The organism is Enterobacter sp. C4G1, assembly GCF_052886895.1.
In genome coordinates this window covers 228,039-245,452 of the sequence record NZ_JBQVVV010000001.1, presented here as the reverse complement: position 1 = coordinate 245,452, position 17,414 = coordinate 228,039, and the positions used below count along the sequence as shown (strand labels likewise).

The 17,414-nt window shown below is 54.4% G+C and carries 14 protein-coding genes and 1 tRNA gene; 10 read left to right on the top strand and 5 right to left on the bottom strand.

All coding sequences use genetic code 11. The features are described 5' to 3' along the window. From ACT9TW_RS01180 to ACT9TW_RS01170, 3 genes are read left to right on the top strand one after another with little or no spacing between them, the layout of a single operon-like run. Positions 1–1,236 (top strand): protein-disulfide reductase DsbD family protein, encoded by a 1,236-nt coding sequence (locus ACT9TW_RS01180; RefSeq protein ID WP_446491467.1) that lies wholly within the window; start codon positions 1–3, stop codon positions 1,234–1,236. A 22-nt stretch (positions 1,237–1,258) separates the two neighbouring features. After that, a complete protein-coding gene (locus ACT9TW_RS01175; protein WP_446491466.1) occupies positions 1,259–1,816 on the top strand; it encodes a sigma-70 family RNA polymerase sigma factor in 558 nt (185 codons plus the stop codon). Then, positions 1,803–2,432, top strand: coding sequence for a DUF1109 domain-containing protein (locus ACT9TW_RS01170; protein WP_446491465.1), 630 nt, complete (start codon positions 1,803–1,805; stop codon positions 2,430–2,432). The genes ACT9TW_RS01175 and ACT9TW_RS01170 overlap by 14 nt, the downstream gene beginning before the upstream one ends. A 45-nt stretch (positions 2,433–2,477) precedes the next feature. Here ACT9TW_RS01170 and ACT9TW_RS01165 read toward each other — a convergent pair whose 3' ends face one another. Then, positions 2,478–5,516 (bottom strand): autotransporter domain-containing protein, encoded by a 3,039-nt coding sequence (locus ACT9TW_RS01165; RefSeq protein WP_446491464.1) that lies wholly within the window; start codon positions 5,514–5,516, stop codon positions 2,478–2,480. A gap of 189 nt (positions 5,517–5,705) precedes the next feature. On the opposite strand from ACT9TW_RS01165, the gene ACT9TW_RS01160 reads away from it, so the two are divergent. Further along, positions 5,706–6,545: an alpha/beta fold hydrolase gene (locus ACT9TW_RS01160; RefSeq protein ID WP_446491463.1), complete on the top strand. Its 840-nt coding sequence runs from the start codon at positions 5,706–5,708 to the stop codon at positions 6,543–6,545. A gap of 259 nt (positions 6,546–6,804) precedes the next feature. On the opposite strand, the gene ACT9TW_RS01155 is transcribed toward ACT9TW_RS01160, so the two are convergent. Further along, positions 6,805–6,880, bottom strand: a tRNA-Phe gene (locus ACT9TW_RS01155). Positions 6,881–6,975: 95 nt separating this feature from the next. Then, positions 6,976–7,689: a DUF554 domain-containing protein gene (locus ACT9TW_RS01150; RefSeq protein WP_315686769.1), complete on the bottom strand. Its 714-nt coding sequence runs from the start codon at positions 7,687–7,689 to the stop codon at positions 6,976–6,978. 399 nt (positions 7,690–8,088) lie between these two features. Here ACT9TW_RS01150 and ACT9TW_RS01145 point away from each other — a divergent pair, with 399 nt between their 5' ends. After that, positions 8,089–10,224, top strand: a complete 2,136-nt coding sequence (locus ACT9TW_RS01145) for an ornithine decarboxylase (protein ID WP_446491462.1) — start codon at positions 8,089–8,091, stop codon at positions 10,222–10,224. Positions 10,225–10,280: 56 nt separating this feature from the next. Here the strand turns inward: ACT9TW_RS01145 and ACT9TW_RS01140 are convergent, their stop codons facing one another. Continuing rightward, complete coding sequence (locus ACT9TW_RS01140; protein WP_315686766.1) at positions 10,281–10,973, bottom strand: response regulator; 693 nt, start codon at positions 10,971–10,973, stop codon at positions 10,281–10,283. Next, complete coding sequence (locus ACT9TW_RS01135) at positions 10,963–12,600, bottom strand: ATP-binding protein (RefSeq protein WP_446491461.1); 1,638 nt, start codon at positions 12,598–12,600, stop codon at positions 10,963–10,965. Before ACT9TW_RS01135 ends, ACT9TW_RS01140 begins: the two co-directional genes overlap by 11 nt. 345 nt (positions 12,601–12,945) lie before the next feature. Between ACT9TW_RS01135 and ACT9TW_RS01130 the strand changes: the two genes are divergently transcribed. From ACT9TW_RS01130 to citE, 5 genes are read left to right on the top strand one after another with little or no spacing between them, the layout of a single operon-like run. Then, positions 12,946–14,307, top strand: coding sequence for a 2-hydroxycarboxylate transporter family protein (locus ACT9TW_RS01130; protein ID WP_446491460.1), 1,362 nt, complete (start codon positions 12,946–12,948; stop codon positions 14,305–14,307). Positions 14,308–14,324: 17 nt separating this feature from the next. Further along, entirely contained in the window at positions 14,325–15,188 is an 864-nt protein-coding gene (locus ACT9TW_RS01125) for a fumarylacetoacetate hydrolase family protein (RefSeq protein ID WP_182062391.1), read from the top strand. A gap of 13 nt (positions 15,189–15,201) precedes the next feature. Further along, positions 15,202–16,227, top strand: a complete 1,026-nt coding sequence (gene citC, locus ACT9TW_RS01120; protein ID WP_446491459.1) for a [citrate (pro-3S)-lyase] ligase — start codon at positions 15,202–15,204, stop codon at positions 16,225–16,227. Positions 16,228–16,243: 16 nt separating this feature from the next. Beyond that, positions 16,244–16,537, top strand: coding sequence for a citrate lyase acyl carrier protein (gene citD, locus ACT9TW_RS01115; RefSeq protein WP_315686759.1), 294 nt, complete (start codon positions 16,244–16,246; stop codon positions 16,535–16,537). Further along, a complete protein-coding gene (gene citE, locus ACT9TW_RS01110) occupies positions 16,534–17,409 on the top strand; it encodes a citrate (pro-3S)-lyase subunit beta (RefSeq protein ID WP_182062388.1) in 876 nt (291 codons plus the stop codon). Before citD ends, citE begins: the two co-directional genes overlap by 4 nt. The last annotated feature ends 5 nt before the right edge of the window (positions 17,410–17,414 follow it).

Below are 17,414 nucleotides of genomic sequence, written 5' to 3'. Positions count from 1 at the left end.
ATGCTAACGGCTATTCTGGCCGCCTTCGCGGGCGGCATTATTCTCAACTTTATGCCGTGCGTCTTTCCGGTGATTTCGCTGAAGGCGCTGGGGCTTTTACGTCATCAGGGCAACAGCGCGAGCGCCCGTACGGAAGGGCTGGGCTTTTTGCTTGGCGTTATATTTACCATGATGGCGCTGGCGGCCGTGCTGCTGGCACTGCGCGCCGGAGGAACGGCGGTGGGCTGGGGATTCCAGCTCCAGTCACCGCTGGTGATTGCTGCGCTGGCGTTGATCATTCTGGGGGCGGCGCTGAACCTGCTGGGGGTGTTTGAAGTCGGGTTGTCGCTTCAGCGGGCAGGGGAAATCAACGCCGAAGGGCGCGGTGCGTTTGTACGTTCAGCCTTAACTGGCGCACTGGCTATTGTGGTGGCTACCCCCTGCTCGGCACCGTTTATGGCGGGGGCCGTGGGTTACGCGCTGGTTCAGCCGCCTGTCGTGGCGCTGGCCATTTTTCTGGCGCTGGCGCTTGGGTTTGCTGCGCCATTTACCGCGATTTCGCTCTTTCCGGGGATGGCAAAACGCTTACCGCGCCCGGGAGCCTGGATGGATATCCTCAAGCGCGGCCTCGCTTTTCCCATGTTTGGCGCTTTTGCCTGGCTCGTCTGGGTGCTGGCGCAGCAGGCGGGAACCACCGCGCTGGCGGCGATGCTGGCCTGTGCCGTGGTGGTGAGTTTTACCGCGTGGCTGTACGGTATTGCCCAGCGCAGGCGATTTACCGGACACAGCTATAAAGTGCTACTGGCGGTGACGGTGGTGGTGTTTCTGGCGGCGATAACGCCGTTGCCGGGCGTTATGCACACGCAAACTGCCCAGCCGGAAAGCCCGCTTGCGGATAACATTACCGAGGTGAAATGGTCGCCACAGACTGTGGCGGAAATGCGCGGTCACGGCAAAGCCATTTTCGTCAACTTCACCGCATCCTGGTGTATTACCTGCCAGGTAAACGATCGCACATCGTTATCCACCCAGGCGGTGAAACAGGCGATTTCCCGCACCGGAACTGTCTATATGGTCGCCGATTCAACTAAATTTAATGCTGATATCGACGATGCTATGAATGCGTTTGGGCAGGGCGGGCTGCCGCTGTATGTGGTCTACCCGGCGGATGGCAGCGCACCGAAAGTGCTGCCGCAGGTGCTTACGCCGTCGATTGTGGTGAATGCCCTGAATCAGGCATCCGGTAAAAAAGCATGAGGTAACAATATCGTGGCGGACTATGGATAACGATCTCGCCCCGCGTGAGCGCTGGCCCGCGCTAATGGCCTCCGCCCAGGCGGGGGATCGCGAAGCCTATACGCAACTGCTGCGGGCCATCGTCCCGGCCATCCGGGTGCTGGTTCGCAAGCAGATTGCCGATAGCGCACTGGTTGACGATGTCATCCAGGATGTCCTGCTGACGGTGCATCGGGTTCGCCACACCTACGACCCGGCGTTTCCGTTTCTACCCTGGCTGATGGCCATCGTGCAGGCGCGTGCCGTTGACGCGTTGCGTCGCCGCGGGCGTTATCAGCAGCGAGAAACGGATGACGAAAGGGCGTATGACGGTGCCACGGTAGAAAACCCGGAACATCGGGAAAATGAAGAACAGCTGGCGCGGATCTTAGACCAGCTTCCGTCGCGACAGCGGCAAATTGTTGAACATATCCATTTGCAGGAGATGAGCCTTGCGGAGGCCGCTGCGCGCCATAATCTGAGCATTGCCGCCGTGAAATCATTACTTCACAGGGCATTAACCAATCTTCGCCGTATGGGAGCGAATCATGGGCAGTCATGAGGTGTTAATTGAACAGCTGAGCCGGGACGCGAAGCCTGTCTATCGTCCCTGGACAAACAGCCGGAGAGTCATTGCCTGGCTGCTGATGGCGCTGCCCTGCGGTGCCTTGAGTAGCCTGATGTTTCAGCGTGTCGCCACCGACTGGACACAGCCCGGCGCGGCGTTAGCTGTGCTTCAGTTAATCCTGGTGTTTATTACCGGCACGCTGGCTATTCGTAATGCGTTTTTGCTCAGCATCGCCGGGCGAAAACCCTTGAGCTGGCGATGGTTTGTGCCGCTGGTGGTGCTCTGGCTGGGCAGCGTGGGGTTAAGTCTCGGCCAGACGAATACGCAGGCCCATCACCCTGATGAGGTGAACTGTTATGTCTTTATGATGGCGGTGAGCGCGCCGATGATGCTGCTGGTAATCGGTTATTTGCGCCGAACCCGGGCGCTGTATCCGCTGCGAACGCTTGCAGTGGCGGGAGCGGGCGTTGCCTGTATGGCGTTAACGTTGCTTTCGTTTTGTCATCCCGTAGAGGTGCATCCGGTGGATTTTTTGCTGCATGTGGCGGCGGTGGTGACGATTGTACTGGGGACGATGGGCGTGGGGTGGAAGTGGATTGCGCTACGTTGAGGATAAAAAAACGGGGCCATTAGTGGCCCCGTTTTACAGTCACGATTAGAACATCTTGCGTACACGCAGGCTGAAGGTGTGCGCCTGGTAACGGTCACCCGCTTGCAGGTCGTAGCGAGCATCCAGGTTCAGGTTATCTTCGCTATACAGCGTGCTGCCGATGGCCACGCCAGCCATATCTTCCACCGGGGCAGTACCTTTAGACATAAAGCCCGTTTCACCCACGGTATCTGCGGCATACGATGCATGACTGCTGGCCTGACTTGTATCGTACTGGTGCAGCCAGGTGACCTGAGCGAACGGTGTGAGGTTACCCACGCTGGTGGCGAAGGTTTTCTCAACACGAGTGCCGATTTCGCTGACGACAGACTGCGTGTGGCTGCTGCTTACGTCCAGCGCCATACCATTGCCGCCCGTTTCTTTGTAGCCATCAACGTGCTGGTAGCCGTAAGTCAGGCTGGCAAGTGGTGTCAGTACCACATTTGTTGGTAGCGTGAACGGATAGCCGAACTCGGTCTGTAGGGTAATTGACTGACCGTTAAATTTACCGTCGGCAGAGCCGGAGAAGCCGGTAAATTCAGCACGACGAACGGAACTGTAATTCTGACGGTTCAGACCCGCGGACAGGTTCAAATACCACGGCTGACCCGTATATCCTGCATAGCCAATGATCCCGTAGTTGTCGGCGGTAGAGGTGTTGCCGCTCAGGTTATCTTTACCGCGAACAGAGGTGTTGCTGTAGTTCAGTGCTGCGCCCAGACGCCAGTCGTCACCCAGCGAACGATCCGCACCGAGGATCAAGCCGCCAAATTTCGCCGTGTAGCCACTCACATCTGCGGTGCTGTCCTGGCGAGCGTACCCACCAAACGGCTGCCCCCAGACAATCCAGTTACTTTCGTAGTCGTCACCGGTTGCAACACCGCTGGTTCCGGCGCTGCTCGGGTTACGCACAGCATCGATATGCGCCCCGACCACAGCCTGCGCCGTTGACGTAGCAACCGTTGCCGCGGAGCTGGTGTTGAGGTTTTGTGCAGATGACAGGCTCTCACCAACACGGTTAGCTTCCCGCTTGCCTTCGATCGCCAGTGAAGCGTTGTAGAGGTCAAGTAGCTGCGGGGAGGCAATACCGGTGTAATTCGCCAGGCCACCCAGTGCGGCTTTCGCGCCAGGCATGGTCGCAAGTCCAGGTCGGGTTGGTTCCGGGGTAACGACCGGAGGCGTGACCACTGGAGGCGTGATTACCGGAGGCGTCACAACCGGAGGCGTGACCACTGGAGGCGTGATTACTGGAGGCGTCACAACCGGAGGCGTGACCACTGGCGGGGTGACCACTGGCGGGGTCACAACCGGAGGTGTCACTACAGGTGGAGGCGTGATTACAGGTGGTGTCACAACCGGAGGTGTAATCACCGGCGGAGGCGTAACCACTGGTTCAGCACCTACGGTTAAAACCAGTGCTTTATTTGAACCGTCATCAACCACTGTTCCTGTCACTGCCCCGGCGTAACCTACCGCTTTGTAGTTCAGCTGATCTGCGTTGAAATTAGTGCTTGCACCGGCAGCAGAAACCACCACGTAGCGTTGCCCTTCGGCGAAGTTGTATGTGTTGCCGGTGCGCAGCAGGTTCACGCTGGAGCCCGCATCGATCGTGGCGTTCCCGCTCACGTTCAAACGTCCATAGCCGAAATCGCTCTGGCTATTGCCATCTGCGGCGACCAGGTCGGAAATCCCGGAGATCAGCGTTGCAGCTGCATTCTGGTGATAGTCGCCTGTAATGCTGATGTTATTGTTAACCTGCAACGAGGCTGCATCGTTGAGCACTCTGCTGGTTGAAACGTTAACATTATCATTCAGCAGCAGTGAACCTGTGCCAAAGACTACGTCGGAACGGGTAGCACTGATATTACCGATGCCCGTCAGCCCGGTTAATGTGCCTGTTGTTCCCGTCCCGCCATTGATGACTAATGGCATCGAGCCGTTGGAGTAAATGTCACCGGAAACTAACCCGCTGTTGGTCAGGGTGACGCTGGAGCTCGCGTTAGTATCGTTATAGATATTAAGCGCATAACCCGAGCCGGTTAACGTACCGTTGTTAACAATGCTCGTTTCAGGGTTCAGGCTACTGTAGCTTGAGAGGTAAATACCTGAGTAACTCCCGGAGATAGTACCATTGTTAATAATGCTACTGACGACTTCGGTGCTGGACGTGTTGGCATAAATCCCGGAACTGCTGGAACTGATCTGTCCATTGTTTTCAATGGTGTCAATAGAACCATAGTTGGAAATACCAAAAGTATTACCACTAATGATATTGTCGTTAATGATATTATGGATGGTACCCCAGTTAATGACGGCACCAGAATCTAAGAAACCCAGGTTACCATTGCTGAGGGTCCCGGAATTATACAGTGTACCGATGGTGCCATAATTATTAATTGCGCCATTCTGGCCGGGCATAGGCATAAAGCTGGAGTTGTTTGAGATAATAAGACCGTTGTTGGTGATATTATCGATAGTGCCCTGGTTATAAATGCCAATATAACCACTAATGACGGCATTAGTGGTATTAGTCAGTTGATGAACATAACCCATGTTGTCGATAGTGCCAGCATTCATCATGCCGAAATTATAACTATTTGGATTGTTCTGGATGGTTCCATTGTTGATAAAAGTATCAACTGAACCCGAAGTACCGATTGTAACGATATCGCCATAATTAAAGGGATCGGTACTGGTAATAAAACCGTTATTGGTTAATGTGTCAATTGTACCATCAATCTGAACGATGCTACTGTAGACGGAATCCGGGATATTATCGTTAAAATCACTAATGGTGCCGTCATTGGTCAGTGAGGTGAGTGTCCCACCCTGACTTAAGGTAAATGCCGTTGTAGGGCTACCTGTCAGCGAACCGGTGTTGGTGATATGTACCTCAGGAATAGTGCCTGCAACCTGCAAGCTACTTTGTGCTGAGTCGATAGTAATAATACCTGGAAGCGCAAAAACAGGATTAACTAATAATCCTTGTGCTGCCGTAGAGGCAACCAGCAGAGAAATCAGCTGGCTGAGTTGTTTTTTTTCCATGATGAGCCGCCACAAAGTTGCGATATGTGTAGTTGCAGGTGCAATGTTATTCGGATTAATCCGATATTGTTGCGGCGAAGAATATACAATTTGTTGCAGAAAACAATAAGGTTTGTTTAATTATTTCATATTGAAATAAGACCATGTTTTTAGTGTTGATATTAATTTAACTTAAGGTGATGGAGTGGTATGCAAATAAAAAGCAAGGCATTATTAGCTGGCATACTGATTAGCTTATCTTTTTTATTTGCAGGCTGTGTTTCGGTAGATTCCCGAACCGAAGCAACCCGGATCGCCAGTACCGCTGGTCTGAACAGTGAAAACATACCGACACGTTCTTTCGTGATAGCGACATGGGGCCGATTCACTCCGCCTGTGAACTCAATACGTGTTTATATCGAAGGTGATGGATTTGCCTGGAAAAGCCGTACTCAACCCTCTGATGATCCTACACCTCATCAGCCAACAGGGCTGAAGCTGGCTGCCGCCGATCCGGGGCAGAATGTGCTGTATCTCGCCAGACCTTGCCAGTTTATCGGGCCCCCGTTGCCAGCAACTTGTCAGGTGAACTGGTGGACCAACGATCGTTTTTCGGCGGTTGTGATTGATACCATGAATGAGGCGCTGGAAGTATTTGCCAGCCGCTATCCTGGGGTGAAACTCGATATGGTGGGGTATTCCGGTGGCGGGAACATCGCGGCGCTACTCGCTGCTCGTCGTAAAGATGTTCGGTCATTACGTACTGTTGCAGGGAACCTCGACGTTGCATGGGTGAATACCATGCATAATGTTACCCCAATGCCGAATGCCATCAGTGCAATTGATCGTGCTGCCGAACTGCGTACATTGCCGCAAATCCATTACAGCGGGGATGCGGATAAAACGGTTCCTGTTGATGTTGCAAGGCGTTTCCAGCAGGTAGTCGGGGGAAATTGCATTCGTGTGGAGGTTGTCAGTGGAATGACACACAGTGCCGACTGGGCGGCAATTTGGCCGCAATTACTGAAGAATCCATTGCCTGGGTGCTAATTGAATAGACGAAAAATACAATTATCTGATTGTGTTATTAATGTGGAATATTCACTTGGGTTAGTGCGTTGAACAGATGTAATAACGGTATTTCTTCAGGGGGCGGGTAGTAAATAACTAGCCAAAATTTTCCTGAGTGAAATTGGGCTGAAGTAAAAGTATAAGCGCAGGAGATTGTTTGAAGGGAGAGTCCCTTTGCTGGATGGGCCATTTTCCCACAAAGCAAAAAACCAGCCCTAAGGCTGGTTTTTCTGAATAGTGGTGCCCGGACTCGGAATCGAACCAAGGACACGGGGATTTTCAATCCCCTGCTCTACCGACTGAGCTATCCGGGCAACGGGGCGCATTAAACCCGATCCACATTCTGGCGTCAACGAAATTTGTTGTTTTCGTTACAGACTGCACACTCTCTCGCCAGTTTGTGGCCATCTCAGGCGAAAAAGTGTGTCCAGAGCGCAGAAAGCGGCATTGCTATCAGCAGGGCAGGCAGCATATTTACTACTGCGAACATCTTAATCCCGCAGATGCGCAACCCGGTTGCCAGCAGCAGCAAACCGCCCACGGCGGTAAAATCTGCCATCATTGCCGGAGTGGTCAGCGGCAGAATAAGCGTCGCGCAGGTTGCCAGCGCCAGCTGGATAAGCAGCATCGGCACGCAAATCGCGGCTACCGCTATGCCAAGCGTGGTGGCAAAAATAGTGGCGGTAAATAAATCCAGAAAGGCTTTAGCAATCAATATACTGGGGTCACCTGTCATCCCTTCCTGCATCGAGCCGAATATCCCCGTGCCGCTGGCGCAAAACAGAATAATGATGGCGACATAGTTTTGAATAAACGACTCGTGATTGCCGTGCTTCGCTTTGCCCGGGCGCGTAATCAGGTTCTTCGCTTTACTTACCGCGTTGTTGATCCCTTTTTCCAGATAGCAAAACTCGCCTATTAGCGCGCCGAGCAGGGTCGCGAGCACCATCACCGGCAGGTTGGCACATTTAATGACCAGCAGGATACCGATACCTAACGATGCAAGGCCGAAAATAGAAGGCATGGAGGAGCGAATACGCTCCGGTAACCGCTGGCTTAATACGGCGCCAAGTACACCGCCCAGTAAGACGGCACCTGCATTAATAAAAGGACCGATAACCACAGTAAGCTCCTGTTATTTAATCATTGATATTGCATTATTATTGCACGGACTCGGTGTTAAAGGCTTAGCTTTGGATGATTAAGTGCATAATGATTCCTTCTTGCACCCTAAAATAAAAGGTGACATGATTGCGCGAATTTTCTCCTCTTCTGATACGGAGCCGCCAATGTTGACACTGCTTACCGCTGCGCGAATGCCTGTCCGTATCACGCTATTCTACTCTTGTCTCACCGTGCGGTGAGGGTAACGCTGGCTCACTGCAGGACAACAGTAAAACCAGACGCGTTCTGATTTTACTGATGTCTGGCGGTCGGAGCTGATTCCGATCAGACACATTCGTTGGGCAGGGTATTTACCCTGTCCGGGGCCTTTTCTCCCCTGAAACGGGTATTTGTGCTTATGAAATCAATGAAAATTGCCGTCAGCCGCGAGCTGGTGTCCACCGTGTCTACTCACCGCGAAAAGGTGACGCTGGACAATACCGATTTTACCGACGTGGCGGCAGTCGTCATTACGGTCGCTGAGAGTTGCAGCGGCATCCTTGCGTTACTGAAGCGTACCGGCTTCCACTTACCGGTGTTTATGTTCTCACAAGAGCCAACGGATGTTCCTGAGGGCGTGACGGCAGTTATCGCCGGTAAAGCGCAGGAGTTTCTGGAACTGGAAACGGCTGCCTGCCGTTATGAAGAGGATCTGCTGCCGCCGTTTTTTGACACCCTGAGTCAGTATGTGGCGATGGGGAACAGCACGTTTGCCTGCCCTGGGCATCAGCATGGCGCGTTTTTCAAAAAACACCCTGCGGGACGGCAGTTCTATGATTTCTTCGGTGAGAATGTGTTTCGCGCCGATATGTGCAATGCCGATGTGAAACTCGGCGATCTGTTGATTCACGAAGGTTCTGCCAAGCACGCGCAAAAGTTCGCGGCAAAAGTCTTTAATGCGGATAAAACCTACTTCGTGCTCAACGGAACATCTGCCGCCAACAAGGTGGTCACCAACGCGCTGCTGACCCGTGGCGACCTGGTGCTGTTCGATCGCAATAACCATAAGTCCAACCACCACGGTGCGCTGATCCAGGCCGGCGCTACGCCGGTGTATCTCGAAGCAGCGCGTAACCCGTTCGGCTTTATTGGCGGTATTGATGAGCACTGCTTTGATGATGGATATCTGCGGGAGTTGATCCGCGAGGCTGCGCCGGAAAAGGCCGACGAGGCACGGCCGTTCCGCCTGGCAATCATTCAGCTTGGCACCTACGACGGCACTATCTATAACGCCCGTCAGGTGATCGACAAGATCGGCCATCTGTGTGACTACATCCTGTTTGATTCCGCCTGGGTAGGTTATGAGCAATTTATCCCGATGATGGCGGAAACATCTCCGCTGTTGCTGGAACTCAACGAGAACGATCCGGGTATTTTCGTGACCCAGTCTGTGCACAAGCAGCAGGCCGGGTTCTCGCAAACCTCGCAGATCCATAAAAAAGACAACCATATTCGTGGCCAGGCGCGTTTCTGCCCGCACAAGCGGCTTAACAACGCGTTCATGCTGCACGCCTCGACCAGCCCGTTTTATCCGCTGTTCGCAGCGCTTGATGTGAATGCAAAAATTCATGAAGGCGAAAGTGGCCGCAGGCTCTGGGCGGAGTGCGTGGAGCTGGGCATTGAGGCGCGTAAGGCGATCATTGCGAACTGCCATATGATCAAACCCTTTATTCCACCCGTGGTGGCAGGGCGTCCGTGGCAGGATCACCCGACATCGACCATCGCCAGCGAGCGTCGTTTCTTCAGCTTTGAGCCAGGCGCGAAATGGCATGGGTTTGAAGGCTATGCCCGCGAGCAATATTTTGTCGATCCCTGCAAACTGCTGCTGACCACCCCAGGTATTGACGCGGAAACCGGTCACTACACTGAGTTTGGCATCCCGGCGACCATCCTCGCGCACTACCTGCGTGAAAATGGCATCGTACCGGAGAAATGCGATCTGAACTCGATCCTGTTCCTGCTAACCCCTGCTGAAAGCAGCGAGAAGATGGCGCAGCTGGTGGCGATGCTGGGGCAGTTTGAGCAGCATATTGAAGATGACACCCCGCTTGCCGACGTGCTGCCGACCATTTATCAGAAATACCCGGTGCGCTATCGCGACTACACCCTGCGTCAGCTGTGTCAGGAGATGCACGATCTGTACGTCAGTTTTAACGTGAAAGATCTGCAAAAGGCGATGTTCCGCAAAGAGAGCTTGCCTGCGGTGGTGATGAACCCACAGGATGCTAACCAGGAGTACATTCGCGGTAACGTCGAACTGGTGCGTATTCGTGATGCCGAAGGGCGCATTGCTGCTGAAGGGGCGCTGCCGTACCCGCCGGGTGTGCTGTGCGTGGTGCCTGGCGAAATCTGGGGTGGGGCGGTGCAGCGTTACTTCCTGGCGCTGGAAGAGGGCGTTAACCTGTTACCGGGCTTCTCGCCGGAGTTGCAGGGCGTTTACAGCGAAAAAGACGCCGACGGGATCCAGCGGCTTTATGGGTATGTATTGAAGTAAACCCCTGCCGAACGAACGCCGGGTGGCGCTAACGCTTACCCGGCTAACAAAAACATTCAGACCTCTGCCCGCCTGTACATTCTGCGCGGATGCCCAATCTTCCCGTACAGCATTTCCACACTCAAAAAACCTGCCTCCACGCAGTGCTCCAGATAGCGCCGGGTTGTCGTTTTACTCAACCCCGTTTCGGTCACTACCTCGTCAACGGAAAAATAGTGGGCTGATTTCTGGTTAAACAGGGTTTGCACCAGCGCCAGCGTATTCTCTTCAATGCCTTTACTGCCATTATCCTGGCGATAGTTTTTGGCCTGGAGCTGGTACAGCGAATCAACGTTCTGCTGATCGACAATCTTCCAGACCCGCTGCTGTTCGGCGAACTGCACAAAGCGTTCAAGCGACTGGCTGAGCCTTTTCCAGGACACGGGTTTCAGAATGTAATCAAACGCGCCGTTGCGAATGGCCTGGCTGCACGTGTCCATGTCGCTTGCGGCCGTGATGAAAATCACCGAGCAGTTAGCGCGGGTCAGCATCGGGTTGCTGATAAGCGTGATCCCTTTGCCATCGGGAAGGTAGTTGTCCAGCAGCATCAGCTGCGGCTGTTTGCTTTCGAGCTGCACCTGCGCGTCAGCCAGGGACGATGCAATACCCACCAGGCGCAGTCGCGGGTGTTTGCTGATAAGCTCGGCGTGGAGCTGTGCCAGCGCGCGCTCGTCTTCAACAATCAGTACGTCGATAAGTTCATGTTGCATAATCGGTATCTTCCAGTTCCTGAACGGAACGCCGGGCGGCTCCCGTGGCGGGAATAAACAGTGAGAAAATTGCGCCACGCGGCATGTTATCGGCAACTTCTATCGAGCCGCCAGCCTGCGTGACATAGCTTTCAATCAGGTACAGGCCAATACCATGATCGCCGCGTGTTTTGGTGGTGATGCCGCGCTCAAAAATCCTGTCGCGGATCTCCGGTTTGATGCCCACGCCCTGATCGGCAACTTCAACGATCAGTTCCTGTTCGCTCAGTTTGATCAACACCTCCACCGGTGCGTGCGGCAGTTCAGAGCGTTGCGTCGCTTCGATGGCGTTATCCAGCAAATTACCAATGATTGAGATCAGCTCGGCTTCATGCAGGGGCTGGAACACGGTGTCCATCCGACAGGCCGGATCGAAATTCAGCTCGACCCCTTTTTCACGCGCGCGGGCTGTTTTACCCAACAGCAGGCCGCACAGCGTGGGCGAGCTAAAGCGGGATGAAATAAAGTCCAGTAGCTCCTGAGCGTGCTCCGATTGTGCCTGAATATAGCCAATGGCTTCTTCATAACGGCCCATATGCAGCAGGCCAGAGAGCGTGGTCATGCGGTTAAGCTGCTCATGGCGCATAATGCGCAGGTTATCGACATAGCGTTTTACCTGGCTGAGCTGGGCGCTCAGGGTATCTATCTCATTGCGATCGCGGAAGGTGATCACCCATCCCTGAAGCGAATTTTCCAGCATGATGCGGACCCGGCTGGCAATCACCGTGAGATCGTTAAAGCGGCAGATCTCATCGTGGGTGTCTTTCGCCAGCATGGTTTGTGGGGCAAAGAAAGGGACAGGTTCGATAACCTGGCTAATCAACTGGCCGCGCAGCTCCCGGGCGGGCTGGCTTAACCCCAGCAGCTTTCTGGCCGCCTGGTTGATCACTTCAATGCGCAGGTTATCATCGATGGCGATCACCCCTTCATAAATGGACTCCATCATCGCTTTTTGCTGGCGCACCAGCAGGCCGATTTCGCGTGGCTCCAGGGAGAAGATCTGCTTCTTTATACTGCGGGTAAAAAACCACGAGAAGATAAACAGGGCGATAAGCAGTAGCACCGCTGCAATTAAAATATTGACGACCTTATTCACGGTAATGGTGTCGAGATAGCTGGTGAGATACCCCACCGAAACAATCCCCACCACCTGCCCGGCATCGTTAAAAATGGGCGCTTTGCTGCGCAGAGAAATGCCCAGCCCGCCTTTGCGAATGGTAGTGGTGCTTTTCCCCAGCAGCACTTCTTCGTTATCGCCGCCGACAAGCGTTGTTCCGACCCGGTCAGCAAACACGGAATGGAACAGATGCTGCCCTTTGTTATCGCCAATCACAATAAAACTGGCATCACTGTGGGTGGCTATTTTTTGCATAAAGTCATGGATTGACTTGATATCTTTTTGTTCGACTTCGTTACGTAAAGTCGGAATAAGCGCAATCTCTTCAGCTTGTATTTTAGCGCGTGTACTCATTTCCTGATAAAGCTGCCTGCCAACATCGACATAATAATATCCTCCCAGTAATGTAAACAGCACTGAGAAAAAGGCTACCAGCGAAATAAACAGCTTGATCTGAAACGATACTTTCATAACTATCACGCAGGGTATCAATGAGAAGCGCCAATATATCATCTTTTCTCGTGCCAGCCCCCGGTTTGCCAAAAACTTGTGATCCCTTGCACAGCACGGCCTGTAAAAGATTTATCTGAAAGGTTTATCGCCCTGAAACGAAATTCATAAATGTTATTTGTTTGTTCAATTTAGAAAAGAAACCATAAAAACCACGGCCATTAATAAGGTGTAAATCACACTAAATAAAAGAAACCATTAAAACCATAGCTGCCATTAAAACTTCGGTTTTAATATGTCATTCCTCACATAAAGTAAGCCTTTGTGACTTTAAGCTGAACGCACAAAATAACCAAGGGGCTTATTATGAGCACAACTGACGACTCTTTCTCTGTTACCCACGACCCGATTGATATTCAGCGGCCATCGCTCAAGGAGCGCTGGTGGCATATTATGGATACCTGGAAAGTCGGGATTATTCCTCTGCCACTGTTTGTTCTGGCGGGCGCGCTGATTGCCATTGACTGTCTGGGTGGCAAACTGCCAAGCGACATCGTGGTGATGGTGGCGACGCTGGCGTTCTTCGGCTTTGCCTGCGGTGAGTTTGGCAAACGCCTGCCGATTATCGGCAAGCTGGGCGCGGCGGCGATTTGCGCCACCTTTATCCCGTCTGCGCTGGTCTATTATGGCCTGCTGCCGGACGTGGTGGTCGAATCCACAACCAAGTTCTACAAATCTACCAATATTCTCTATCTCTACATCTGCTGCATTATCGTCGGCAGCATCATGAGCATGAACCGTACGGTGCTGATTCAGGGCTTCCTGCGCATCTTCTTCCCGATGCTGTGCGGTGAAATCGTCGGCATGATTGTCGGGATGGGCGTTGGTCTGGCGCTGGGTCTTGAGCCCTTCCAGATCTTCTTCTTCATTATTCTGCCGATCATGGCGGGCGGTGTAGGCGAAGGGGCCATTCCACTCTCGATTGGTTATGCCACCTTGCTGCATATGGACCAGGGCGTTGCGCTCGGCCGCGTGCTGCCGATGGTGATGCTCGGCGGTCTGACGGCAATCATTATCTCTGGCTGCCTGAACCAACTCGGTAAACGCTACCCGCATCTGACCGGTGAAGGCCAGCTGATGCCAAACCGCGCCAATGCCGATGCAACTGCCACTCAGCCTGCGTTCTCTGGCAAAGCCGATGTCACCACGATTGCCTCTGGCGCACTGCTGGCGGTACTGCTCTATATGCTCGGGATGCTTGGCCACAAGCTGATTGGCCTGCCTGCACCGGTTGGCATGTTGTTTATGGCGGTGCTGGTGAAGCTCTGCAACGGCGCATCCCCGCGTCTGCTTGAGGGCTCGCAGGTGGTGTACAAATTCTTCCAGACCTCTGTGACCTATCCAATCCTCTTCGCCGTCGGTGTTGCTATCACCCCGTGGCACGAACTGGTGGCTGCGTTCACCATCAGCAACCTGCTGGTGATTGTGAGCACCGTCTCTGCGCTGGTCGCGACCGGGTTCTTCGTCGGTAAAAAGATTGGGATGCACCCAATTGATGTCGCCATCGTCTCCTGCTGCCAGAGCGGCCAGGGCGGTACCGGTGACGTGGCGATCCTGACCGCAGGCAACCGCATGAGCCTGATGCCATTCGCCCAGATTGCCACCCGTATTGGCGGCGCGATTAACGTCTCCGTCTCACTGCTGATTCTGGGCAACTTCCTCGTTTAAGTTTTCAGGAAAGAACAATGAAACTCGCAAGCTTTTTATACCAGGGTAAACGCAGCTACGGCATCGTGCAGGCCGAAGGTGTGATTGATTTAGGTCGCCGTCTGGGCGACCGCTACAGCGACCTTAAAGCGCTGTTGCAAGGGAACGGGCTGGCACAGGCCACCCGTTATCTCAACGATGCCGTGGATGTGCCGATGAGCGCCATCACCTTTTTACCGGTGATTGAGCAGCCGGAAAAAATCCTCTGTGTGGGCATGAACTATGCCGACAAGCGCAAGGAGTTCGACCAGCACAACCCGGCACCCACGCTGTTTGTCCGCTTCCCGGACTCCCAGACTGGCCACAACGAGCCGGTGCTGAAACCGCGCCACTCCAGCGAGTTCGATTATGAAGGCGAGCTGGCGGTGATTATCGGTAAAGGCGGGGAGAACATCAGCCGCGACGACGCTCTGCGCCACGTGGCCGGTTACAGCTGCTACATGGACGGCTCAGCCCGCGACTGGCAGCACACCTGGTTTACCGCCGGGAAGAACTGGCGTCAGACCGGGGCGTTCGGTCCGTGGATGGCTACTGCAGATGAAATCCCGGACCCGCACCAGTTAGCGATCCGCACCTGGCTGAATGGCCGCATGGTGCAGGAAGACAACACCAGCAGCATGATCCACAAGGTGGCGGAACTGATCGAGTACATCACCACCTTCACCCGCTTAAGCCCTGGCGATGTGATCATCACCGGCTCCCCGGGTGGCGTAGGTAAAAAGCGTAACCCACCGCTGTTTATGAAAGAGGGGGATCGCATTGAGGTGGAGATCGAACATATCGGCCATCTGAGTAACGTGATCATGGAAGCGCCGGCAACCACGCTTGCGGCAGCACATTAAGTAAGGCGGCAGTATGCAATCGCAACCCACTATCGATTTTCGTCTGACAGACGTGGCGAAACACCCGGAACGCTTAAGCCAGATCCGTTATTTACTGGCAGACAGCGGTCTTGGCCTGGACAACGACATTACGCTGTTCGTTGAGGCCTGGGCCGGAATGCAGCTGGTGGGTTGCGCAGGCCTTGCCGGTAACGTCATCAAATGTGTGGCGGTAAACGAGCAGCTTCGGGGCGAGAACTTGAGCGCGCGGTTACTGGCAGAGGTGGAGAACGCTGCGCTGGCGCGTGGGCACTTTCATCTCTTTCTGTGCACGCGTCCGTGCAATAAAGAGCGCTTTTCCCGCAGCGGCTTCTGGCCCATTGCCCAGAGCGGTAACAACGCCGTGTTGATGGAGAACACGCCGCAGGGCATTGAGCGTTACTGCCGTACGCTTAGCGCTAAGCGCAAGTGTGGCGAGAAAGTGGGGGCGATTGTGATGAACGCCAATCCGTTCACCCTTGGGCACCGTCATCTGGTGGAGCAGGCCGCGCAGCAGTGCGATGTGCTGCATCTGTTTGTTGTGCGTGAAGACGCGTCGTTCTTCCCGTTCAGCGCACGCCTGGAGATGGTGCGTGCAGGTGTGGCGCATCTGCCAAACGTGGTTGTGCATGAAGGCTCGCAGTACATCATTTCCCGCGCGACCTTCCCGGCCTATTTCCTGAAAGATACCGGCAAAGTGCAGCAGGCATGGAGTGAAATCGATGTGTTGATCTTCCGGGATCACATTGCGCCGGCCCTGGGGATCACCCACCGTTTTATCGGCTCAGAGCCATTTTGCGATATCACCCGTCAGTACAACCAGACGCTGCACGCGCTGCTTTCCTCCCGCATCGACGTAGTGGAAATGCCGCGCATAAAGGCCACCGGCAACGCCATTTCAGCCTCGGAAGTTCGCCGTTTACTCAAGACACAGCAGTTTACCCGGATCCGGGAGATTGTCCCGGAATCCACTTTCGCGCATCTCGAAGCGCACTACAGTGCGCGCGCGGAAGTCGCATAACTATCAGGAATTTATCATGAAAATTGTAAGGGAGTCGCTGGCCGGAACGCAGGAGTCCAGCGACCTGATGGTGAAAATCGCTCCCGCTCACGGTGAGCTGGAGATTGTCATCCACAGTGAAGTGATCAAGCAGTTTGGCGAGCAGATCCGCCAGGTCGTCGATGAGACATTACGCGCGATGAACGTGCAGCAGGGATTGATCATCGTTGAAGATAAAGGGGCGCTGGACTGTGTGATCCGCGCCCGTCTGCAAAGCGCGATTCTGCGCGCCGCAGAAGAACAGACCATCAACTGGGGGGCGCTGAAATGAGCAAACTCCGCCGCAGTATGCTGTTCCTGCCGGGGGCGAACGCCGCCATGCTCTCAACGGCGTTTATCTACCGTCCCGACTCCATCATGTTCGACCTTGAAGACGCGGTGGCGCTGCGCGAGAAAGACACCGCGCGCCTGCTGGTCTTCCACGCGTTACAGCACCCGATGTATCAGGATATCGAAACCGTGGTGCGTATTAACCCACTGAGCACACCGTTTGGCTTGCTGGATCTGGAAGCCGCCGTGCGTGCCGGTGTGGACGTGATCCGTCTGCCGAAAACCGATACGCCTGACGATATTGCTGAACTGGAAGGCCACCTGGAGCGCATCGAGCGCGAATGCGGGCGTGAAGTGGGTTCTACCCGTGTGATGGCGGCCATTGAATCGGCTATTGGCGTCATTAACGCCGTGGCGATTGCCCGCAGCTCCCCGCGTTTAATCGGTATCGCGCTGGCGGCCTTTGACTACGTGATGGACATGCAAACCGAGCGCGGTGACGGCACCGAGCTGTTCTACGCCCGTTGTGCCGTGCTGCACGCGGCGCGCGCCGCAGGCATCGACGCCTTTGATGTGGTGTGGTCAGACGTAAACGACGAAGCCGGGTTCCTGCGTGAAGTGGAACTGATCCGCAAGATGGGCTTCAACGGCAAATCGCTGATTAACCCGCGTCAGATTGACCTGCTGCACAACGCCTATGCGCCAACTCAGCAGGAAGTGGATCACGCCAGACGGGTGATTGAAGCAGCAGAAGAGGGCGAGCGTAACGGCCTGGGCGTGGTATCGCTCAACGGCAAAATGGTCGATGCCCCGATTATCAACCACGCGCAGATGGTGCTGGAACGCGCGGCGGCCTCCGGCGTGCGTCGTTAAGGATT